General features: G+C 62.4%; 11 protein-coding genes and 1 pseudogene. 3 read left to right on the top strand and 9 right to left on the bottom strand.

Annotated elements, in window-relative coordinates:
• Positions 1–40: 40 nt before the first annotated feature.
• Genes P0N66_RS01855 through gnd form a run of 5 tightly spaced genes read right to left on the bottom strand, consistent with a single transcriptional unit; the run spans position 41 to position 8,268 of the window.
• Positions 41–3,022 (bottom strand): ATP-binding protein, encoded by a 2,982-nt coding sequence (locus P0N66_RS01855; protein WP_275802245.1) that lies wholly within the window; start codon positions 3,020–3,022, stop codon positions 41–43.
• A gap of 36 nt (positions 3,023–3,058) precedes the next feature.
• Entirely contained in the window at positions 3,059–5,464 is a 2,406-nt protein-coding gene (locus P0N66_RS01850; RefSeq protein ID WP_275802244.1) for a nitric oxide reductase activation protein NorD, read from the bottom strand.
• A gap of 39 nt (positions 5,465–5,503) precedes the next feature.
• Entirely contained in the window at positions 5,504–6,316 is an 813-nt protein-coding gene (locus P0N66_RS01845; RefSeq protein WP_275802243.1) for a CbbQ/NirQ/NorQ/GpvN family protein, read from the bottom strand.
• 35 nt (positions 6,317–6,351) lie between these two features.
• Complete coding sequence (locus tag P0N66_RS01840) at positions 6,352–6,798, bottom strand: hypothetical protein (RefSeq protein WP_275802241.1); 447 nt, start codon at positions 6,796–6,798, stop codon at positions 6,352–6,354.
• 21 nt (positions 6,799–6,819) lie between these two features.
• Positions 6,820–8,268, bottom strand: coding sequence for a decarboxylating NADP(+)-dependent phosphogluconate dehydrogenase (gene gnd, locus P0N66_RS01835; RefSeq protein ID WP_275802240.1), 1,449 nt, complete (start codon positions 8,266–8,268; stop codon positions 6,820–6,822).
• Between the two features lie 345 nt (positions 8,269–8,613).
• On the opposite strand from gnd, the gene P0N66_RS01830 reads away from it, so the two are divergent.
• Complete coding sequence (locus P0N66_RS01830) at positions 8,614–10,848, top strand: NADP-dependent isocitrate dehydrogenase (protein WP_275802239.1); 2,235 nt, start codon at positions 8,614–8,616, stop codon at positions 10,846–10,848.
• A 132-nt stretch (positions 10,849–10,980) separates the two neighbouring features.
• Positions 10,981–11,208, top strand: coding sequence for a rubredoxin (locus P0N66_RS01825; protein WP_338140536.1), 228 nt, complete (start codon positions 10,981–10,983; stop codon positions 11,206–11,208).
• A 34-nt stretch (positions 11,209–11,242) separates the two neighbouring features.
• Here the strand turns inward: P0N66_RS01825 and P0N66_RS01820 are convergent.
• From P0N66_RS01820 to P0N66_RS01810, 3 genes and pseudogenes are all read right to left on the bottom strand, one after another.
• Positions 11,243–11,398: pseudogene (locus P0N66_RS01820) on the bottom strand (rubredoxin).
• A 56-nt stretch (positions 11,399–11,454) separates the two neighbouring features.
• The gene (katG, locus tag P0N66_RS01815; RefSeq protein ID WP_275802238.1) at positions 11,455–13,650 is read right to left on the bottom strand and encodes a catalase/peroxidase HPI; all 2,196 of its coding nucleotides are present in this window, start codon (positions 13,648–13,650) and stop codon (positions 11,455–11,457) included.
• A gap of 137 nt (positions 13,651–13,787) precedes the next feature.
• Positions 13,788–14,252: a Fur family transcriptional regulator gene (locus P0N66_RS01810; protein WP_275802237.1), complete on the bottom strand. Its 465-nt coding sequence runs from the start codon at positions 14,250–14,252 to the stop codon at positions 13,788–13,790.
• Positions 14,253–14,407: 155 nt separating this feature from the next.
• Between P0N66_RS01810 and P0N66_RS01805 the strand changes: the two genes are divergently transcribed.
• Complete coding sequence (locus P0N66_RS01805) at positions 14,408–17,683, top strand: response regulator (protein ID WP_275802236.1); 3,276 nt, start codon at positions 14,408–14,410, stop codon at positions 17,681–17,683.
• Positions 17,684–17,827: 144 nt separating this feature from the next.
• Here the strand turns inward: P0N66_RS01805 and P0N66_RS01800 are convergent, their stop codons facing one another.
• Positions 17,828–22,237, bottom strand: coding sequence for a PAS domain S-box protein (locus tag P0N66_RS01800; protein ID WP_275802235.1), 4,410 nt, complete (start codon positions 22,235–22,237; stop codon positions 17,828–17,830).
• Positions 22,238–22,253 lie beyond the last annotated feature (16 nt).

Here is a 22,253-nt window from a genome sequence, read left to right as displayed (position 1 = left end):
AACTGTCAAGAAAAAATTGGGAATAAAAAAGTATCCCCCTTCACGGCAAAAGTTTGTTGAGCACCCGGGCAAACTCCTTCAGATCGAAGGGCTTGGCCAGGGCGGCGCTGAAGCCGTAATCGGCGTAATTGGCCATGACCGGGTCGTGGGAATAACCGCTGACCACCACCACCTTGGCCGCCGGCTCCAGAGTGAGAATTTCCTTCACCGCCTCCGCCCCTCCCATACCGCCGGGAACGGTCAGGTCCATGATCACCAGCGCAAAAGGCCTGCCTTGCTCCATGGCTTCGCGGTACCTGGTCACCGCCTCCGTACCGTCCGCCGCCAACTCCACCTCATACCCCATTCTGGTCAGCACGATGTGGCCGACCTGACGGATCAGATCTTCATCATCCATCACCAGCACCCGGGCCTTTTTGGCGCCGCCAGACCAGGGCTCGGTTTCCTCGCCGGTTGCCCCCGACTCTACGGCCACCGGTAGATAGACCTCGAAAGTAGTGCCGTATCCAGGGGTGGAATGCACCGTAATCCGGCCATCGTGCTTGCTGACGATGGAATGGCAGATGGCCAGCCCCAAACCGTTGCCCAACTGTTTGGTTGTATAATAGGGATCAAAAATCCGTTCGATGACGTTGACGGGAATCCCCACCCCCCGGTCCATGACACTCATCTTCACATAATCACCCTGACTGGGCAGGGCCACGGCCGCCGCCTGGCCGGTGGTCAGGTTTTCGCAGGTCACCTCGATGATGCCGCCGTCGGGCATGGCCTGGCTGGCGTTTAAGATCAGGTTCTGCACCACCTGGCTGATCTGGCCTTTGTCGATATCCACCAGCCATAGATCTTCGGGAATGGCATAACGGCAGGCCGTTTTGCTGCCGCGCAGCACAAAGTCGGCGGAGTCGCGGATCACCTCGGCCAACGAGGCCGCTTCCCGGATGGGTTCCCCGCCTTTGGCGAAGGTGAGTAACTGTTGGGTCAGTTGCCGGGCCCGCAGCGAGGCCTTGACCGCCTCCTGCAGCAGCCCCTTTGATTCTGTCGACAACTGGGAGTCATACAGCGCAAGCTGGATGTTGCCCAGGATGGCGGTAAGGATGTTGTTGAAATCGTGGGCCAGGCCGCCGGCCAGCACCCCGATGGATTCAAGTTTTTTAACCTTCATCAGCTCCTGCTCGGTGCGAAGCTGCTCGGTGATATCCCGAAACACCAGCACCACGCCGATGATGGCTCCCTCCTGGTCTTTGATGGGGGCGGCGCTGTCGGCGATTCTTAGTTCCCGCCCATCTTTGGTGCGCAAAGTCGCCTGCTGCTCCAGGCCGACGATCCGCCCCGAGGCCAGCACCTGGGCCACCGGATTCCGGCCGGGCTCACCGGTGGCTTCATCGACCAGCGCAAAAACCTCCGCCAGCGGCCTCCCGGCTGCCTCTTCGGCCCGCCAGCCGGTTAGTTTTTCCGCCACCGGATTAACCATGGTCACCAGGCTTTCGGTATCGGTGGTGATCACCCCGTCGCCGATACTTTTCAGGGTCACCGCCAGTCGCTCGCTTTCTGTCGCCAGCCGGCTTTCCGCCTGTTTGCGCGAGGTGATATCGGTGGCCACCTCCAGGCGCACGATGCGGCCGTCCACCCAGGTGATGGCCCGGTCCCGCAGATAGAGCCATTGGCCGGTGATGGTGTTTTCCATTTCCCAGGCATAAGTGCCGGTAGGCTGGCCCTGTTCATCCAGCAAAAATTTGTTGGTGCAGAATGAACAGGGTCCGTCCTGACCCTTGTGCAGGCTTTGCCAGCACAGCTTGCCGGTTACCTCACCAAACTGCCGCTTGCCGGTTTCATTGATAAACAGGATTTCGTAGGTTTCCATGTCGGCCACGTAAACCACCGCATCCAGGCTGTTCATCAGCAGGCGGAAACGGGCTTCGTTGTCCCGCAACACCTGCTGGCCGGCCGCCAGCCCGGCAGCCATGTCATGAAAGGCCTGGGTCAGGGTTTCGATTTCAGCGGGCAGGTCGGACTTGTCCAGCCGGGTGCCCAACCGGCCGGCGGCAAACTCACGGCTGAGATTGACCAGGCTGGTAATGGGCAAGACCAGCTTTTGCCGGCCCAGCAGCCAGGCCACGCTCAGCGACATGGCGGCAGCCAGCCCCAGCAGCAGCAGATTGCGGAGCAGCACCGCGTTGGCCGGCTGCAGGATATGCTCTTCCGGAATCCCCGCCCAGACGTAGGCGTAGGGGGACTCTACTTCGGTCAGTTGCACGGGATTAAAGGCGAAGATCCGGCGGATACCGTCGGATCCTTCGCCCATAAAGATTCCCGACTCGGTGGAGCCCCGGGCGATCTCCCAGGAGTCCCTGGCAATGGGCTGCCCCACGGGATTGGTCTCCTCCCGGGGCGGATGGAAAAACAGGCGAAGCCCCTGATGATCGGTAATGGCCACAAAAGACCCGGCCGGCAGAGAGGAGGAATTGTGGAAACGGGCAAAGCGATTTAAGGAAATGGCAGCGGTGAGTACCGCCACCGGCCCATCGTCCAAACCCAAAACCGGGTGGGCAAAGGCAAAGGCCGGGGTGGTGGAACCGACTCGGGAAATAATGAATTCCCCCACGGCAAAACCCTGGCGGGCCAGGGCTTCTCGGAAATGTTTGCGATCGGCCAGGTTGGCCGGGGAGAAGGCGCCGCCGGAAACCAGCACCTCACCGTCCAAATCGGTTAAGGTGATGTTTTGGAAATCCGGGTTTTGCGCCAGCACGGCGGTCAGAATTTCATTGCTCATCTCCAGATTGACCTGCCGGATGTCCGGCAGCAGCGAGAGGGTGGAGAGGATTTGCCGGGCTGCGTTGGCCAGGTCCTTTTGGACCTCGGCCATGCCGGCGGCCAGCATCAGGACATCATGGGTGGCGTTTTCGATGGAATTGCGCCGCTGCTCAAAGCCAGTGTACAGCAGAATAGCCAGGGCCGGCAGGACGGCCGCCAGCACCAGTAAGGCGAGATTCTTGCCGATGGAACCGGTTTTGCTGAAGATCATCCGTCAACCTCGCAGGTTACCCCCGCGCCAAGGGGGTTAAGTGGTCAGGGTACGGTATATACCGGGCAGCCGCAGGGGCAGTTTTCTGACGTCATCGATGAAACAGTAACTCACCGCCCCGTAAAGGTGGGGAATATAGTCCTGGGCCTGGCGGTCGATGGTAATGGCAAAGGGATGCACCCCCGCCGCCCGGGCCTCAATGAGGGCGTGGCGGGTGTCTTCAATGGCGTAATCCCCTTTGTAATCATCATAATCCTCGGGCTTGCCGTCGGAGAGGGTGATCAGCAATCGAACCCGGGCATCGACGGCGGTGAGCAGTTTGGTTACGTGGCGGATGGGCGGGCCCATGCGGGTATATTCCCGGGGGTTGATGGCGGCAAGCCGCCCCCGGACCAGGTCGCTGTAAGGTTCATCCAAGTGCTTGACGTGGTAGAACTCGGAACGCTGACGGCGCATGCCGGAAAAGCCGTATATGGCATAGCGGTCCCCCAGCACCTCCAGGGCCTCGCACATCAGGGCCAGAGCCTCCTTGAGGGAAAGACTGACCCAACCTTCGGTGGAGGAGGACATGTCCACCAGGAAGACGGCGGCGATGTTGCGTTCATCCCGGTCCAGGCGGATGAAGAGTTTTTCCGTCGGCGAGACCCCGGCTTGGGCGTCGGCCAGGGATTCCACCACGGCATCGAAGTCAATCTCATCACCGTCCCGCTGGCGTCTGAGGTGACGCTGTTGCAAGCGCATCATCTCAAACTGCCTTTTGAGTTGGTGTAAGGAGCCTCGATAACGGGCCAGGGTGGAGGAGACAAAGGTGCTCTGCACCGGGGCCAGTTCCTTGGGCAGCAGCTTGCACCAGTCTTTGCGAAAACCCTGCCGGCGGTAATCCCATTCATCGTAGACCAGCGGGCCGACCAAAGACTCTTCCCCGTCCGAGCCGGCCGCCGGCCCCGGCCCCCGGATCGCCGAACCGCCGGCCTGGCCCACGGCGGCGCTGAGATAACGCGGCGGCACCCGGCCCAGATCGTTTTGGATTTCCCGGGCCAGGGCTTGAATCTCTTCCGGCAGCTTAAACTCCCGGCCGCCGATGACCAGGTACTCCGGGGCGCCCTCCGCCGCCGGCGGTTCCCGCTCTTCGTCCCCCTCGCCCGACCTGCCGATCAGCATGGCCAGTCCCTCACTGTCCGGCGGCGGCGGCGCCCCGCCGGTTACCGGGCCGGCCTCTTCGTCAGTGGTCGCGGAAGTGGCAGCCTCCGGGGGTAAAAAGGCGCCCAGGGCCTCGACAAAGCGCTGGCGGCGTTCTTCACGACGCCGCAAACGGACAGCCTGGACAGCGGCGGGACGTAAAATGCCCAGCAAAGGCTCAATCCTTTCATAATCCCCGGACAACTCCGCCAGCAGTTGGTACAACCCGGCGGTAAGCTCCAGGCTCTGCCCCACGCCGCCTTCCTGCTGCCCTGCCCCGCCGCCCTGAACGGGAGCAGCAGCATCTTCGCCAGGTTCCCCGGCGGCGGCCAGCAGCAACAATCCCTGCCGGTAAAGCTTCTTTTCCTCCGGCCCCAGCCCCTCACCGGCTTCACCTTCGCCGGTCAGCACCCACCGGCTCCATGCTTCCAGCACGCGGGACGGGCCACGCAAGGAAGCCGGGGCGGGCCGCCGGCTTTGCAGCCGTCGGCAGACCGGCAGGCTGTCGCGCATCAAACCCGGCAATTGCTGCTGCAAATAGCGCAACACCCGCTGGCTTTCCAGCAACATGAGAAGATCGGCGGCCTGGCGGGGGGCAGGAAAAAGCGAACAGAAATCGGCGGGAAATGGTTCCTCGCCGGCCGGCTGCCTACCATAACGGTTAATAAGCTCCTTCGCCAGGCCGGGGAACATGGCAAGGTCACCGGTCAGGGTGCCGAGCTTGAGCAGCCCCCACTGGAAAGTGGCCAGCAGCTTGTAAACAGTGAAATTGGCAACACTTTGTTTAAAAAGCGAGATTTCCGGGGGCAGGAAGATGGTTTCGCCATCGGTCCAGCTTACCGGCGCCGGCGCCAGGGCCAGCTCGCCGCCGGCCAGGCCCCGCAGATAGGGAAGCAGCCGCGAAGTGGCGGCCGTCAGGCTCAACCCGTGCTCCCCCCGCAACCGGCAGAGAAAGTTATCCTCCACCTCGGCCAGATAGCGGGTGGCGGCCTGCAGCCCTTCCCGCTCGTAAACATCCAAGGTGGCCTTGACCCACTCGGCCAGTTGCTCCGGCGCCAGGCAGGACAACCCTTTGTCCACCTGATCCAGAAAATTGTAACCCAGGGCGTAGCTCACCGGCCAGATGGCCGCCGCCAGGCGCAACACCTCCTCCCGCACCGGTTCGGGATAAGCCGCCAGGCGCTCCAGATAATCATCCTTGCCCCAATAGGCCAACTCTTCAAGCAGCGCCTGGCCGGCGGTGGTGGCGGATTTCCAGGTCACTTTCTCGTCCCGGTTTAAAGTTGTCGGCATCGCAAAAAGCTAAAAAACCGAGCTGACGATTTCTTCCAGCGCCGCCAGCATCTCGGGTTCATCGCTCAGTGGGGCGCAGACGGCCACCCGACAGGCGGTGCGCGGAGCAATGCCGCCCTTGATCAGCTTGCCGGCATGGATCAGCAGCCGGGTGCTGGCCCCCTCCTGGAGCCCGGAATCCTTGAGCCCCCGGGTCATGGTGGCCACTTTTACCAGGTTCCGGGCAGTACCCTCATCCAGGCCCGCCTCGCGGGCCACGATCTCGGTTTCAAATTCGGCGGCGGGATAATCAAACTCCAGGGCCACAAATCGTTGGCGGGTGGACTGTTTGAGATCCTTAAGGACGCTCTGGTAACCGGGGTTGTAAGAAACCGCCAGCATGAACTCCGGCGGTGCGGTGAGCAGTTCACCGAGCTTTTCCACCGGCAACTCCCGGCGGTCGTCGGCCAGGGGATGGATCACCACCGTGGTGTCCTTGCGAGCCTCGACGATTTCATCGAGATAACAGATGGCCCCGGCCCTCACCGCCAGGGAGAGTGGCCCGTCCATCCAGACCGCCTCTCCGCCCCGGATCAGGTAGCGGCCCACCAGATCACCGGTGGTGAGATCATCATGGCAGGACACGGTGACCAGGGGGCGTTCAAGCTCCCAGGCCAGGTACTCCATGAAACGGGTCTTGCCGCAGCCGGTGGGGCCCTTCAACAGCAGGGGCAGCCGGTGGGCATAAACCATCCGGGCGATCTCCAGCTCTTCACCCCGGGGCAGATAGTAGGGTTCGGCGGTAATCCGGTGTTCTTCGATTCTTTCCTGCTGGACCGGCATAAGTAACCTCTGGCCAAGGGAACGGGGCGGTTCCATTAATCGGTTCCGGGATCTTCCGGCGGCAGTTCTTCTTCGGCAAAAGGCATGACCCCAAGTTGCAACATCACCTGTTCAAAGTCTCGCAGGATGGCCGCCCCGTCAAGATCGGCGGAATCACCCTCCAGGGCCAGATCCAGGGCTTGCGCAAAGGCGTCGAAATCAAAGGCGCCATCAAGCACTCCGGCCCGGACCAGGGCCTGATATCTGGCGAAATCATCCGGCAGTTTTTCGGCGGCCGGAAGCGCCAGCCTCTCACGCCGATCGGGAACAGCGAAGTACCATCGTAATGCCGAATTCAACGCATCGGCCAGCACGGCGACGGCCCCGGCGGTTTTGCCCTGACGCAACCGGCGGCGGCCGCTGCGGATATGCAATCTCGCCCGCAACAGCGGCCCTGCCACCGGACCCAGTGCTTCTTCGTCAATCAAACCAAAATGAGGCATCGCAACCTCCTTGTTGGGACCCTAAACATTATAGGTGCCGGAAGCAACTTTGCCGCCCCGGCCGGTCCAGTCGGTGTGAAAAAATTCCCCACGGGGACGATCCACCCGTTCGTAGGTATGCGCCCCAAAGTAGTCCCGCTGGGCCTGGAGCAGGTTGGCCGGCAGCCGGTGGCTGCGGTAACCATCATAGAAAGCCAGGGCCGACGAGAGAGCCGGCGCCGGCAACCCCAGTTCTGCACATTTGGCCACCACCCGGCGCCATCCCATCTGGGCCTTGGCCAGCGCGCCGGCAAAGAAGTCCGCCAGCAAGAGGTTTTCCAGGTCCGGATCGGCGCTATAGGCCTGGGAGATGTTGTCCAGAAAAACGCTGCGGATAATGCAGCCGCCGCGCCACATGCGAGCGATTCCGCCGTAGTTGAGGTGCCAGCCGTACTCGCCGGCCGCCGCCCGCATCAGCAGGTAACCCTGGGCATAGGAGACGATTTTGGCGGCATAAAGGGCGTCGTGCAGGGCCTGGACGTATTCCTGCACCTCACCGGCAAAAATCGTGTCCGGGCCGGGCAGGACGGCCGCGGCCCGCTGCCGTTCCTCATGCATGGCCGAGATAAAGCGGGCGAAAACCGCTTCGCTGATTAAACTCAGCGGCACCCCCAGTTCCAGGGCGTTGATGCCGGTCCACTTGCCGGTGCCTTTCTGGCCGGCGGCATCAAGAATCTTATCCACCAGAGGGGTGCCGTCGGCCTCCTGGTAGGTCAGGATTTCACTGGAAATTTCCATCAAGTAGGACTCCAGCGACCCCCGGTTCCACTCATCAAAGATGGCGGCAATCTCCGGCACCGACAACCCAAGCCCTCGGCGCAGGAAGTCGTAGGCCTCGCAAATCAGCTGCATATCGCCGTATTCAATGCCGTTGTGGACCATTTTCACGAAATGGCCCGCCCCTTCCTCGCCAACCCAGTCGCAACAGGGCTCACCGTTGACTTTAGCGGCAATATCCTGAAAAATCTGTTGCACCTGAGGCCAGGCTGCGGGGTTGCCGCCCGGCATGATGGACGGCCCCCGGCGGGCTCCTTCCTCGCCGCCGGAAACGCCGCTGCCGATGAACAAAATACCCTTGGCGGCCAACTCCCGGGTGCGGCGATTGCTGTCGGTGTAAAGCGAATTGCCGCCGTCGATGATGATATCCCCCGCTTCCAGGTGGGGCAAAAGCTGTTCGATAAAGGCGTCCACCACCTCTCCGGCCTTGACCATCAGCATCACCTTGCGCGGTTTTTTCAACACCACGCTCAGCTCTTCCAGGGAATGGGTGCCGATGATGCCGGTATCGGCCGCCGGACCGGCCAGAAATTCATCCACCCGGGCGGTGGTCCGGTTGTACACTGCCACCTTGTAACCGTGATCATGCATATTGAGCACCAGATTCTGGCCCATGACGGCCAGGCCGATCAGGCCGATATCCGCTTTTTGCATCGTTGCCTCGCTATGGTTCTGGATTATTTTCAAATCGAATCTATTCTCAGTATAGCCATTGCCGAAACGATCACAAGCCGTTTCTGTCGCCTTTACAGCAAAACCCGGGGCCATTGGTCACCTTCTTCTGCATTCCACGGCGGCGGTTCACGCGCCATGCACCGCCTACAGGATTGCATGTCGCTGCTGATCAGCCACGGCCAAGCCCGAGTGCAACCTGACACTGGCCGGAAGCCTGCCGCAAAATCAAAGGGCAATTGCAATTTACGCCGGTATATGCTAGCGTTTCTTGTTGTCATGCGGCCCACTGGCCGCCTTAACAGAGCATAAAGCAACGAGGAAAAAATGAGCGATCAGAAAATTATCTATACCGAAGTCGATGAAGCCCCGGCCCTGGCCACCTATTCCCTGCTGCCCATCCTGCGAGCCTACACCCGGAAGTCCGGGGTGAGCCTGGAGTCCAGGGACATCTCCCTGGCCGGCCGCATTATCGCCACCTTTCCGGAGCGCTTGAGCGAGGCGCAGCGCCAGCCCGACGACCTGGCGGAACTGGGCCGGCTCTGCCAGCTGCCCCAAACCAACATCATCAAGCTGCCCAACATCAGCGCCTCCCTGCCCCAGCTCAAGGACGCCATCAAGGAACTGCAAGGCCAGGGCTACCAGCTGCCGGATTATCCCGACACACCGCAAACCGACGAGCAACGGGAGATTAAGCAGCGCTACGCGACGGTGCTGGGCAGTGCCGTCAACCCGGTACTGCGGGAAGGCAACTCGGACCGGCGGGCGCCGGCGGCGGTGAAACGGTTCGGCCAGAAAAACCCCCACCGGCTGATGAAGCCCTGGCCCGACAACTCCAGGTCACGGGTGGCGCACATGAGCGACGGCGATTTCTACGGCAGCGAGCAGTCCGTCACCATGACCGCCGACAGCCGGGCTCGGATCGAGTTTGTCGGCGAGGATGGCAAAATCACGGTGCTCAAGGAAGAGCTGCCGCTGCTGGCCGGTGAGGTGGTGGACGCGGCGGTGATGAAGGTCAGTGAGCTGCGTGATTTTTTCAAGCAACAGATCGCCGCCGCCAGAGAGGAGGGAATACTGCTGTCGCTGCATCTCAAGGCCACCATGATGAAGGTTTCCGACCCCATCATGTTCGGCCACTGCGTGAGAGTGTTCTATCGTGAGGTCTTTGAAAAGCACGGCGAGTTGATCAAAAAACTGGGGGTCAACCCCGACAACGGCATCGCCGACCTGGAATCACGGCTGGAGCAGTTGCCGGCCGAACAGCAGGCGGCCGTCAAGGCGGACATCGCGGCCTGTTACAAGCAAAACTGTGAGCTGGCGATGGTGGATTCCAACCGGGGGATCACCAACCTGCACGTGCCCAACAACATCATCGTCGACGCCTCCATGCCGGTCTTCATCCGTGACGGCGGCCGCATGTGGGGGCCCGACGACGCCCTGCACGACACCATCGCCATGATCCCGGATCGCAGCTACGCCACCATTTACCAGGAGGTGGTGACCGATTGCCAGCGCCACGGGGCCTTTGACCCGGCCACCATGGGTAGTGTGGCCAACGTCGGCCTGATGGCTCAAAAGGCCGAAGAGTACGGCTCCCACGACAAGACCTTCACCGCCCCGGCCGCCGGCAGCATCCGGCTGGTGGACAAGGACGGCCAGGTGCTGCTTACCCAGCAGGTCAAGCCCGGCGACATCTTCCGCAGTTGCCAGACCAAGGACGCGGCCATCCGCGACTGGGTCAAGCTGGCGGTTTCCCGAGCCCGGGATTCCGGCACCCCGGCCATTTTCTGGCTGGACCGGCAGCGGGCCCACGATGCCCAGCTAATCGCCAAGGTGGAAAAATATCTGCCGGAACATGACACCAGCGGCCTTGATATCAGCATCATGACCCCGGTGGCGGCCATGCAGCGGTCGCTGGAGCGGATCAGGAAAGGCCAAGACACCATTGCGGTGACCGGCAACGTGCTGCGCGATTACCTCACCGATCTCTTTCCCATCCTGGAGATCGGCACCAGCGCCAAGATGCTCTCCGTCGTACCGCTGATGAACGGCGGCGGCCTGTTCGAGACCGGCGCCGGCGGCTCGGCCCCCAAGCACGTGCAGCAGTTCCTCAAAGAGGGCCACCTGCGCTGGGACTCGCTGGGCGAATTCTGCGCCCTGGTGCCGTCATTCGAGCATATTCACAAGACCTTCAACAACAACGAGGCGGCGGTGATCGCCAAAACCCTGGACCAGGCCATCGGCAAGTTCCTGGCACAGGGCAAGTCCCCCTCCCGCAAGGTGGGCGAGCTGGACACCCGGGGCAGCCACTTCTACCTGGCCCTCTACTGGGCCGAAAGCCTGGCGGCCCAGCAGGAAGACGCCAAACTGGCGGCCGGTTTTGCCGCCATCGCCCGGGAACTGACGGCCAACGAGCAAAAGATCATCGACGAGCTGAACGCCGCCCAGGGCCGCCCCCAGGATATCGGCGGCTACTTCCACCCGGACCAGGAGAAAGCCACCCGGGCCATGCGCCCCAGCGCCACGCTCAACGCCATTATTGACTCCATCGGCAATAATTAGCAGCCCGTTGAAAAACGGACTGCCGACGGCTAAGCAAGCCGTTGTTCGCCCGACGGGGAAAGTCGGCGCAAAGGAAGGGTGAAACAGAAGATGGTCCCCTGGCCCTCACTGTAATTCAAGGAGAATCAAATCATGGCTAAGCCCGAAGAGATGTATCAGTGTCAAACCTCAAACTGCGGCTACGTTTACGACCCCGACCGGGGTGACCGTAAGGGCAAAATCCCTCCGGGGACCAAGTTTGAAGACTTGCCCGAGGAATGGCGTTGCCCGATTTGCGGGGGCACCAAAAAGTGCTTTCGTCCCTTGGCCGGGCCCGGTTCGACCAAGGAAGCCAAGTGTGAGTTACCCACCGAAAGCTGACCGTCCCGGGCCTGACCATGGCCGCTTACTACGGCTAAATCTTGTAAAAATGTTCCTTTTCCGCCTGACACTTGGGGCAGACCCAGTCATCGGGCAAGTCGGCAAAGGCGGTGCCTTATTCAATACCGCTATCGGAGTCTCCTTCCGCCGGGTCATACACATAGCCGCAGGGGCACTCATACTTGTCCATGGTCTTGTTCTCCTTTTTTAGTTAATGGTTCATCTCCGGCGCAGCTCCGCCGGGTATCAGGCCAGGTCGAAGCGGTCCAGGTTCATCACCTTGGTCCAGGCGGCGACGAAGTCGTTTACGAACTTTTCCTTGGCGTCATCCTGGGCATAGACCTCGGCCAGGGCCCGCAGGCGGGAGTCGGCGCCGAAGATCAGGTCCACCCGGGTGGCGGTCCATTTGATCTCACCGCTCCGGCGATCCCGGCCCTCGAAGGTTTCCCGGTTCTCCGAGGTGGGCTGCCAGACGGTGCCCATGTCCAGCAGGTTGACAAAGAAGTCGTTGGTCAGCGTGCCGGGCCGGGTGGTGAAGACCCCGTGCCCGGCATCCCGGTAGTTGGCGCCCAGCACCCGCAGGCCGCCCAGCAGCACCGTCATTTCCGGGGCGCTCAGGGTCAGCAGCTGGGCCCGGTCCACCAACATCTCTTCGGCCGAGACGGCGTAGGTCTGCTTCTGGTAATTACGAAAGCCGTCGGCCTCGGGTTCCATGACGGCGAAGGATTTTATGTGGGTTTGATCTTGGGAGGCATCGGTGCGACCCGGAGTGAAGGGCACCTCCACCGGATGGCCGGCCGCCTTGGCTGCCGCTTCCACCGCCACGCCGCCGGCCAGGACGATAAGATCGGCTAGCGTAACCTTTTTGCCGCCGGCCCCGGCAGCGTTGAACTCCTGCTGGATGCCTTCCAAAATAGCCAACACCTTGGCCAGTCGCTCGGGCTGGTTGACCTCCCAGTCCTTTTGCGGCGTCAGTCGCAGGCGGGCGCCGTTGGCCCCGCCCCGCTTGTCCGAGCCCCGGAAGGTGGCGGCCGAGGCCCAGGCGGTGCTGATCAGTTCGGAACCACTGAGGCCCGAGGCCAGCACCTTGGCCTTGAGCTGGGCGATATCGTCGGCGTCGATCAAAGGATGATCAACGGCCGGCAGCTGATCCTGCCAGATGAAATTCTCGGTCGGCACTTCCGGTCCCAGGTAGCGGGCCTTGGGGCCCATGTCGCGGTGGGTCAGTTTGAACCAGGCCTTGGCGAAGGCGTCGGCAAATTCCGCCGGATTTTTATGAAAGCGCTCGGAGATGGGCCGATAGATGGGGTCCATCCGCAACGACATGTCCGCCGTGGTCATGATGGTGGCGACTTTTTTAGCGGGATTATGGGCCGCCGGTGCCAGGCTTTTCTCATCGGGGTTGACCGGCGTCCACTGCCAGGCCCCGGCGGGGCTTTTGACCAGATCCCAGTCGTAACCAAACAGCATGTCGAAATAGCCCATATCCCATTTGGTGGGGTTGGGGGTCCAGGCCCCTTCGATGCCGCTGGTGATGGTATCATCACCCTTGCCGCTGCCGTGCCGGCTGAGCCAGCCCAGGCCCTGCTGTTCAAGGGGGGCGGCTTCAGGCTCCGGGCCCACCAGGGCGGCATCGCCGGCGCCGTGGCATTTGCCGAAGGTGTGGCCGCCGGCGGTGAGCGCCACCGTTTCCTCGTCGTTCATCCCCATCCGGGCAAAGGTTTCCCGCACGTCGCGGCCGGAGGCCAGCACCGTGGGCTGGCCTCCCGGGCCTTCCGGGTTGACGTAGATCAGGCCCATCTGCACCGCGGCCAAGGGGTTTTCCAACTGGCGATCATTGCTGTAGCGCTTGTCGCCCAGCCACTCGGCCTCGGCTCCCCAGTAGATGTCCTCTTCCGGCTGCCAGATATCCTCGCGGCCACCGCCAAACCCCAGGGTCTTGAAACCCATGGATTCCAGCGCGCAGTTGCCGGCTAAAATCATCAGGTCGGCCCAGGAGATCTGGTTGCCGTATTTTTGCTTGATGGGCCAGAGCAGGCGGCGGGCCTTGTCCAGGTTGGCGTTGTCCGGCCAACTGTTGACGGGAGCGAAACGCTGATTGCCGGTGCCGCCGCCGCCCCGGCCATCCCCGGTCCGATAGGTGCCGGCGCTGTGCCAGGCCATGCGGATAAAGAGACCGCCATAGTGGCCGTAATCGGCCGGCCACCACTCCTGGGAGTCGGTCATCAGGGCGACCAGATCCTTCTTCAGGGCCTGATAGTCGAGCTTCTTAAACTCCTCGGCATAGTTGAAATCAGTCCCCAGGGGGTTGGCGGCCGGGGCATGCTGGTGAAGGATGTCCAGGTTAAGCTGATTGGGCCACCAGTCACGGTTGGTGACACCACGGGTAACGGTGGCGCTGCCGGTCTTGCCGGTTACCGGACATTTGGCTTGTTCGCTCATTTCAGTTCTCCTTGTTTGATTCGGGTTAATAATGACCAGGGAGTTTTCTGCCAAGATCTGCAACGCGGTTCTTGATTTTTTATACTATTTAGGAAATATTCTGATTAAGCAACAGGAAAACGACGGGCCGGGGCAAATTATTTCTCTCCGCCCTGTTCACGGCAATGGCGGCAAATGCCGGTGAAGACCACGCTTCTACCCACACTTTCCCCCCAGTGATCAACCGCCGGGGGCGGGGGCATGGTGTCGAACGACTCCCAGACGAAATCTTTAATTCGGTGGCATTTTTTGCAGACAAGATGATGGTGGCTAACCCCGTGGTCCGCTTCGTAGCGTACCACGCCCTCGGTGGTATCAACACGGTTGATCATCCCGGCCTCTTCCAGGGTGGCCAGGGTCCGATAAACGGTGTCGATGGAAATGGTGGAAATATGGCGGCGCACCCGCTGAAAAAGGGTCTCCACCGCAGGGTGGTCCCTAGAGGAGAGCAGCTCACGATAGACAGTGAGCCGCTGATGGGTCATTTTCAAACCATTTTCCCGGCAACGCTTTTCAAAATCGACTAGCCGCTCTTGCAGCAAGTGCTGATCCAGTTCATGCACGGCAAAACACCTCGTTTGAGTAAATCCCGGTACCCCTAGGGAAAAACATGGTAGCATTATAGCATAACGGCTTAGCGAGCGCCGCCCCGGCTTGTCAACGACAATTTTACAATTATCCGGCAGCACCACTGCCCGAGGCCCATCGGTGAACCGGCATGGAACATCAGAATTACAGAAAGAAGAGGACGGTAATTGAATGGCTGCTGCTTGGCGGCCTGCTGCTGCTCCTGGCCGTCATTCCCCTTTATGAACTGGTCAACGAGCGCCGGGAAATCGAAGAGCGGGAGAGAGAACGTCTGGCCAAACAGGCCGAGGTGGTCCACGATCTTATCGTCCACCACCTCTATGGGGTGGATCTAACCCTGCGGGTGCTGCTGGCCGAGCTGCCGCAGTGGCAGGCCCGGCCGGAGGGACCGGCGGCCGGGGTTCCCCTGCTCCAGGCTTTTGTCGGGGCCCTGCCCGGGATTCGCACCCTGCTGATCCTCGATGGGGAGGGGACCACCAAGGCCATCAACCACCAGCAGCTCATCGGTCGCAACTTCGCCCATCGCGATTATTTCCAGGCCCCCCGGCGCAACCCCGATCCCGATACCCTCTATCTGGGGCAACCGTTTGAAACCTCTCTCGCCGTTTACGGAATGAACCTGAGCCGGGTGGTAGCCGGACCGGGCGGCGAATTTGCCGGTATCGTCAGCGCCACCCTGGACCCGGAAGCATTCAAAATCATCCTTGATTCGGTTCGCTACACCCCGGATATGTGGTGCGCCATCGCCCACGGCGACGGCCTCCAGTTTTTGATGGTTCCCCATCGGGAAGGCCAGGCCGGGCTGAACCTGGCCCAACCCGGCTCCTTTTTCACCCGTCATAAGGAGAGCGGCCGCAAGGCCAACGTCCTGACCGGGGTGGTCCACGCCACAGGCGAACAACGGATGATGGCCCTGCACACCATCCAGCCGGCCCGACTGCACCTGGACAAGCCCATGGTGGTGGCGGTCGGCCGCGACATCCGGAAGTTGTACGCCGCCTGGCGCCAGGAGGTTGCCTTTTACGCCATGCTCTTCGGCCTGGTGGCCCTGGCCCTTGGAGGCGGCCTGTGGTTCTACCAGCACCGGCGACGTCTCACGGATCGGCAACTGGAGCTGATCAATCGGCAACTGCAGCAGCGCACCGCGGAAGCGGAAGCCGCCAACTTGGCCAAAAGCTATTTCCTGGCCAACATGAGCCATGAAATCAGGACCCCGATGAATGCGGTGATGGGTTTGCTGGAGCTGCTTGAGCATACCGAACTGACGGCCAAACAGCAGGATTACACCCAAAAGGCCCACGGGGCGGCCCGCTCCCTGCTGGGAATCATCAACGATATCCTCGATTTTTCCAAGGTGGAGGCCGGCCGCCTGGAGCTGGAAAACAAGCCTTTCCGGCTCGACCACCTCCTGCGCGATCTGGCCGGAGTCCTGGCCACCCTGAGCCGGGACAAGGAGCTGGAAATCCTCTTCGACCTGGACCCGGAGACCCCCCGCGACCTGGTGGGAGATCCTCTGCGACTGCGTCAGGTGCTGCTAAATCTAGCCGGCAACGCGGTCAAGTTCACCCCGGCCGGCACCGTGGTGATCAGCCTGCGGATCTTGCATGTCACCCCGGAGAGCGCCCGGATCGAATTTGCCGTCCGGGATAGCGGAATCGGCATCGCCCCCGAGCAGCATAAGAAAATTTTCAGCGGTTTCAGCCAGGCCGATGCCTCCACCAGTCGGAGCTACGGCGGTTCGGGCCTGGGGCTGGCCATCAGCAAAAGGCTGGTTGGTCTGATGGGGGGAGAACTGACGGTGCAAAGCGAGCCCGGAGTCGGCAGTCGCTTCGCCTTTATTCTCGAATTTCCCCGGCAACTCGCGACGGGCAAGGAGTGGCAACAGCGGAAGACCGCCGGACCCATGCGGGTGCTGATCGTGGACGACAACGCCCAGGCCCGGGAAATTCTGACCAACATGGCGGAGATGCTGGGCTGGCAGGCGGACACCGCCAACGGGGGCCGGGAGGCCCTGACCCGCTTGCAGCTCCAAGATGAGCAACCGTGCCCCTACCGGGTGATCTTTGTCGACTGGAAGATGCCGGATCTTGACGGCTGGGAGACCGCCCGCCGGATTCGGGAATTGTGCGCCCATTGCCAGGCGCCCATCATCGTGATGGTCACCGCCCACGGCCTGGATGCCCTGACCCGGAAAATGCGCTCCGGCGGGGAAAATATTCTGGACGGGTTTCTAGTTAAACCGGTTACCCCCTCCATGCTCTTTGATGCCGTGGCCGAGGCCAGCGGCGGCGATTCGGTGACCAGCCGACAGGCGACGGAGCGGCCGGAGAGTAGCCAACGCCTGGCCGGTCTGCGTTTGCTGGTGGTGGAAGACAACCCCACCAACCAGCAGGTGGCCAGGGAACTGCTGCTCCACCAGGGCGCCCAGGTGGAGACCGCCGACAACGGTCGCCAGGGAGTGGACCGGGTGCGGGGAGCCGAACAGCCCTTTGATGCCGTCCTGATGGATATCCAGATGCCGGAAATGGATGGTTATGAAGCGACCCGCCAACTGCGCCGTGAGCCGCGCTGGGCCGAGTTGCCCATCATCGCCATGACCGCCAACGCCATGCCCGCCGACCGGGAAGCGGCTCTGGCCATCGGGATGAACGACCATGTGGCCAAGCCCATCGACCTGGAAATCCTGGTGAGCACCCTGTTGCGCCACTGCCGGACCACCGACCCGGCTCAACCAGAGGCCCCGGCAACGGCCGGGCCAGCTTTCGGGGCCACTTCCGAAGCCGTCCCCGCCTCTGCTCCGCCTCCCTCTGCCGCAACCGGTCTTGAGCTGGAGGCGGCCATCCAACGGCTGGGGGGCGACCACGCTCTCTTTGTCAGCCTGGCTCGGAGATTCCGCCGGGAACACCTGAAGTCCATAATCCAGTTAAAACAGCAATCGGCGCAAGGCGACCAGGCCGGAGCCGAACGCACCCTGCACACCATGAAAGGTACCGCCGCCACCCTGGGCGCCACGGCCCTGTCCCGCCGAGCCGCCGCCGGCCAAGTCCTGGTTCGGGACCAGGGGCTTCCCCTGGCGGATGACTCTTTGCTTGCCGACCTGGAGCAACTGATCCGGCAGAGCGCCGAAGCACTGGACCAGGCCATCGCCACTTGGGAACCGCCCTCCACCCGACCCGGCCCCCAAAACAAGGCCGACACCCCGGACACCCCCGGAATTTTGATCGCCCGCCTGGAACTCATAGCCCAACTCCTGCGGGAGCACAACCTCACGGCCACGGAAGAGTACAGCCGCCTGCTGGAGGAGAGTGATGAGCTTCAGCAGGAACAATTGGCCCCATTGGGCCGGGCCATCGCCAGGCTGGACATCAAAGCCGCCCTGGCGGAAATAGCCAGGTTTAACCACTAACGCCCATACGGTTCATTGCCCCTCAATACCAGGTGTGATTTCGCTGCTGATAATCCGCCTCCGTTGATGACGGCAGTAAACGACCGGGCCAGCAGGCCCGATTGCGGCTCAGCCGTCATCGTCTTGTTTGGTTGGCTAATCACATCAGTCTGTTTCCTTGAGTCTAAGTTCGGTAATGGTGGCCAGGGCCGCCCGGCGGTCCAGCCGTTCCAGTTCCCTAAGCAGCCGGATGAGCAACTGGCGCTGGTTACCATCGAGCACCCCCTGTTTTTCCCCGGTCTGGCGGAGTTTGGCCAGCACCTCTTCCGAGGGCAACTCGTGGTTGGCCAGACGGGAATTCAAGTCCTGCAAGGTGGCCTGGAATTGCGCACGATCGGGGCCCGGATCAGGCGACCCCGCCTGGCCTGCGGTTCGGTCGGAGCGGGCGGCCGGGTCGCCAGCCAGGCGGGCCGACAACTGCTCTCGAGTTTGGGCCAGGGCGGCGAAAAACTCCTCCTGGCCGGGCAGCGGCCCGGTTGCGCCTGCCAGCTCGAAAGCCGGCCCGGCGGGTGTTGCTTTCCGGGTGTCGGATGCCCTTTTCAACTCCGCTTCCAGCTTGCCAGCCGCCGCCGCCAGTGCCACCGCGCCCAAATTGGCCGCTTCCCCTTTGAGGGCGTGAAGCTGCTCCCGGGCCGTGGTCAACTCTCCTGCTCGCAGATGCCGAACCAGGGTGTTTTGGACCGGGGCCAGGCGCTGGGCAAAATCGGCCAGCAGGCGCGACAGCAGGGCCCGGTTGCCGACCAGGCGCTCAAGGGCGCCGACCATATCGAAACCCGGCAGGGGGGCTAACAGATCCGGCCCGATGATCCCGTCCGGCCCGGCGGCATCGACCGATCCGGTGGCCCCGACCGAACTCGTGGCATCAACCAAACCGGTAACCCCAATCACCCCGGCTGGCGCTTCGGTGGCAGACTGACCGGCTGGCGCCTGATCATCGGCCGACCGGGATGGTTCCTCATCACCGGTTGGCCGAGACGCCGGTACTCTGCCAGCCGGCATCTCGGCCTGGTCGGCGGGCAGCCAGCGGCTGAGGACGGCCACCAGTTCGGCGGGATCGATGGGTTTGGCCACGAAGTCCACCATCCCTGCCGCCCGGCTACGCTCCCGGTCTTCGGCCATCACCGCTGCGGTCATGGCGATAACCGGCGGGTGGTCGGGCAGCTCGCCGATCCGGCGGGCGGCCTCATAGCCGTCCATCACCGGCATGTGTAAATCCATCAGGACCAGGTCGAACTTTTCCTTCGCCAGGGCCACCAGGGCCTCGCCGCCGTGGTTGGCCACCCGAACCTGCAAGCCCCGCTGGCGCAGAAATTCGGCGGCCACCAACTGGTTGGTGAGATTATCCTCCACCAGCAGGGCCCGGGCCCCAAGGAACTGCCGGGCTACCGGCGGAATCGCCTTTGCCTTGATCGGCCGTTTGCCACCACCCCCGTCGACCAGGGCGTCGAACAGCACCGAAGGGGTTACCGGCTTGGCCAGGACCGCGTCCAGGCGCAGCGAGGCGGCCTCGGCCAGCAGGTTCTCGCGGTCATAGGCGGTGACCATGATCACCACTGCCGGGTGGGCAAGCTCGCCGTTTTGCACGCTCTGTTCCAGGCGCCGGGCCACCTCCAGGCCATCCATTCCCGGCATCCGCCAATCCAGCAAAATGAAATCGTAGGGCCGCCCGGCCCGTCCGGCTTCTAGAACCTTGGCCACCGCCTCTTCGCCGTCAGCGGCGGTGGCGGTAGCCAGGCCCCAGCGTGCCAGAATCTGCACCAAAATGGTGCGGGCGGTTTTTTGATCATCCACCACCAGCACCCGGCGGCCGGCCAGGTGCTGCAGATCTTCTATTTTAGATTCTTTTTCCGCCACCTCCGCCGGGATGGTGAAGCTGAAGGTGGACCCCTGCCCCTCCCGGCTGGAGACGGTGATTTCGCCGCCCAACAGTTCCACCAGCCGGCGGCTAATGGAAAGCCCCAGGCCGGTGCCGCCGTACTTGCGGCTGATGGAGCCGTCGGCTTGGGTAAAAGCCTGGAAAAGCCGCTCCACCTGCTGGGCAGATAGACCGATACCGGTATCGCGCACCGAAATACGCAACCTGGTTTCCCGGTCGTCGTCGCCGAGGAGCTCCACCCGGATATGGATCTCCCCGCTTTCGGTGAATTTAACCGCGTTGCCGAGCAGGTTGTTGATCACCTGGCTTAAGCGCAGGGGGTCGATCAGCACCGCCGCCGGCACCTCCGGGTCGATTTCTAAAAACAGCTCCAGCCCCTTTTCCTCAACCCGGGCGGCAAAAAGATCGGCCACCTCCTGCAGGATCTCCTCCACCCGCACCGGCTCCCGGGAGATTTCCAGATGGCCGGCTTCGATTTTGGAGTAATCGAGGATATCGTTGAGAATCCCCAGCAGGGCCTTGGCCGAGGTATGGGCCTTGCGGAGAAAGTTTTCCTGGCGGGGGGGCAGTTCGGAATCCAGCACCAGTTGGGTCAGGCCGAGAATGGCATTCATCGGGGTGCGGATCTCGTGGCTCATGTTGGCCAGGAATTCCCCTTTGGCCCGGTTGGCCCGCTCCGCCTGCTGGCGGGCCAACTCGGATTCCTGCTGGGCCTGCTTGGTTTCGGTGAGGTCGTCGTAAACCGCGACCACCTCACCTGAGGAGAGCCGGAAGACCCGGTTTTCGCGCCAACTGATGATCCGGTCATCGTTGTACCGGGAGATGGGCAGTCGTTCCGGCTGGCCGGTCCGGGCCACCCGTTGGAGGGCCTCCAGCAGGCCCGTCTCGCGGACGGTGGGGAAGCACTCGGTCAGTCGGCGACCGATCACCGTCTCCCGCGCGGCCGTTTCCAACTGCTCCGCCGCCGGGTTGAAATCGACGAACTCGAAGTCCTCGCCGTCATCCAAGGGGCGATAAACCGCCACTCCACTGCCGGTCTGTTCGAAGATGCCGCCGAAGCGCTCCTTGGCCTCGAGCAAGGCCTGTTCGGCGGCCTTTTGCTCCGAGATATTCTGAATGATCGACCAGATGACCTCGCGACCCTCCGGCGTGGTGGTCTTGAAGCCGTGGAGCAGAACCGGATAACGGGAGCCGTCCTTGCGGATATACTCCTTCTCGAATGGGCCGTAGCGGCCGGTTCGTTGCAGCGATTCGAGCTGGGCCTGCTCCTGGGGCATGTACTCTTCCGGGGTGAGATCGAAGTAGCTCAGCGTCTTGAACTCCTCCCGGGTGTAGCCGGCGGGTTCGTTGATGGCGACGTTGAAGTCCAGGAACTCACCGGTGGTGAAGTCGTTCATGGCGATGCCGACGGGGGAGAGCTCGAACAGACCACGGAATTTGGCCTCCTCGGCGGCGAGCTGTTGCCGATTCTCTTCCTCCTTGGTGATGTCGCGATTAACCCCGACAACCCGCATGGCCGCGCCGGCACTATCCCGAATGACCTGGGCCTGACCGTGCAGGGTACGGACCTCCCCGTCATCGGCACGGCGAATGGCGATCCGGATATCGAAGGCCTCATCGGCCGCGACGGCGGCCTGGAAGGCGGCCACGGCCGCCTCCCGGGATTCCGGCATCAGGGCTTCGGCCCAGTCCTCGAAAGCATGTCCAAAGTCGGCGGGGTCGATGCCGTAGAGGCGGAACATCCCGTCGTCCCATTCAAGATGGCCGCTGGCCATGTCATAGTCCCAGATGCCGAGCTCGGCCGCCGAGGTCGCCAGGTGCAGGCGTTCCGTCAGCGCCTTCCGGGCCTGTTCCGCTGCCTTCTCGGCCGTTATGTCCCGACCGGTACCGCGGAAGCCAAGCAGCTCGCCGTTCTCGTCGAGGATGGGCAGGCCGCTTACGCGCTGATGGACCAGAGTGCCATCGGGACGCACCGAAACATGTTCAAGACCCTGCCAGGAGCTCTTGTTGGCGGCCCACTCGGCAAGCAGACCCTGGACGCGCTCGGCCTCTTCCTTCGGCATGAAGTCAAAAGGAGAACGACCGATGATCTCTTCCACCGAATACCCCAGGAGGGGCTCCACCGGTGACGTCACAATGCTGTAGCGACCCTCGGGGTCGATCTCCCAGATGTATTCACCCGCCGCCATGGAGACATCCATGAAGCGTTTATCGCTCTGCTCGAGGTCCCTCAGGACCTGCTTCTGCTCGGTGATGTCACGGAACACGGCCAGAAACAGGGTGCGCTCTTCCAGAGAGAGCAGGACCACCGAGACCCGGACATCAATGACGCTGCCGTCCTTGCAGCGATGCTGGGTCTCGAAGTCGTCCTGTCCCTGATCAAGGATGTTCCGGATGTGCGCGCCGGTCTCTTCCGGTGTTTCCTTCGCCTCGTAATCGGGGATGCGCAGCCGGGCGAACTCCTCGGCGGTATAGCCCAGCTGCTCGTGGGCCAGACGGTTGAACTGCACCGGCAGGCCGCTCTCCGGGTCGATGAGCAGGGTGGCATCGGGGTAGAGCTCGAACAGGGTGCGGAAACGGCTCTCCTGCTCCTCATGCTGGCCCCGGGCCTGATGAGGTAGCCAGGTATTATCGGACATAATCGCAACCTTGTTT

Source organism: Desulfurivibrio dismutans, from assembly GCF_029210385.1.
GTDB classification, from domain to species: Bacteria; Desulfobacterota; Desulfobulbia; order Desulfobulbales; family Desulfurivibrionaceae; genus Desulfurivibrio; species Desulfurivibrio dismutans.
The sequence above is the reverse complement of the archived record's forward strand: the minus strand, read 5'-3'. Positions and strand labels throughout refer to the sequence as shown.

What these genes read in the sequence shown, in the direction of transcription:
- P0N66_RS01805 (WP_275802236.1), top strand. Translation starts at nt 14,408, where the DNA reads ATGGAACATCAGAATTACAGAAAGAAGAGGACGGTAATTGAATGGCTG.
- gnd (WP_275802240.1), bottom strand. Translation starts at nt 8,268, where the DNA reads ATGCAAAAAGCGGATATCGGCCTGATCGGCCTGGCCGTCATGGGCCAG.
- P0N66_RS01825 (WP_338140536.1), top strand. Translation starts at nt 10,981, where the DNA reads ATGGCTAAGCCCGAAGAGATGTATCAGTGTCAAACCTCAAACTGCGGC.
- P0N66_RS01855 (WP_275802245.1), bottom strand. Translation starts at nt 3,022, where the DNA reads ATGATCTTCAGCAAAACCGGTTCCATCGGCAAGAATCTCGCCTTACTG.
- P0N66_RS01840 (WP_275802241.1), bottom strand. Translation starts at nt 6,798, where the DNA reads ATGCCTCATTTTGGTTTGATTGACGAAGAAGCACTGGGTCCGGTGGCA.
- P0N66_RS01830 (WP_275802239.1), top strand. Translation starts at nt 8,614, where the DNA reads ATGAGCGATCAGAAAATTATCTATACCGAAGTCGATGAAGCCCCGGCC.
- P0N66_RS01800 (WP_275802235.1), bottom strand. Translation starts at nt 22,237, where the DNA reads ATGTCCGATAATACCTGGCTACCTCATCAGGCCCGGGGCCAGCATGAG.
- P0N66_RS01845 (WP_275802243.1), bottom strand. Translation starts at nt 6,316, where the DNA reads ATGCCGGTCCAGCAGGAAAGAATCGAAGAACACCGGATTACCGCCGAA.
- katG (WP_275802238.1), bottom strand. Translation starts at nt 13,650, where the DNA reads ATGAGCGAACAAGCCAAATGTCCGGTAACCGGCAAGACCGGCAGCGCC.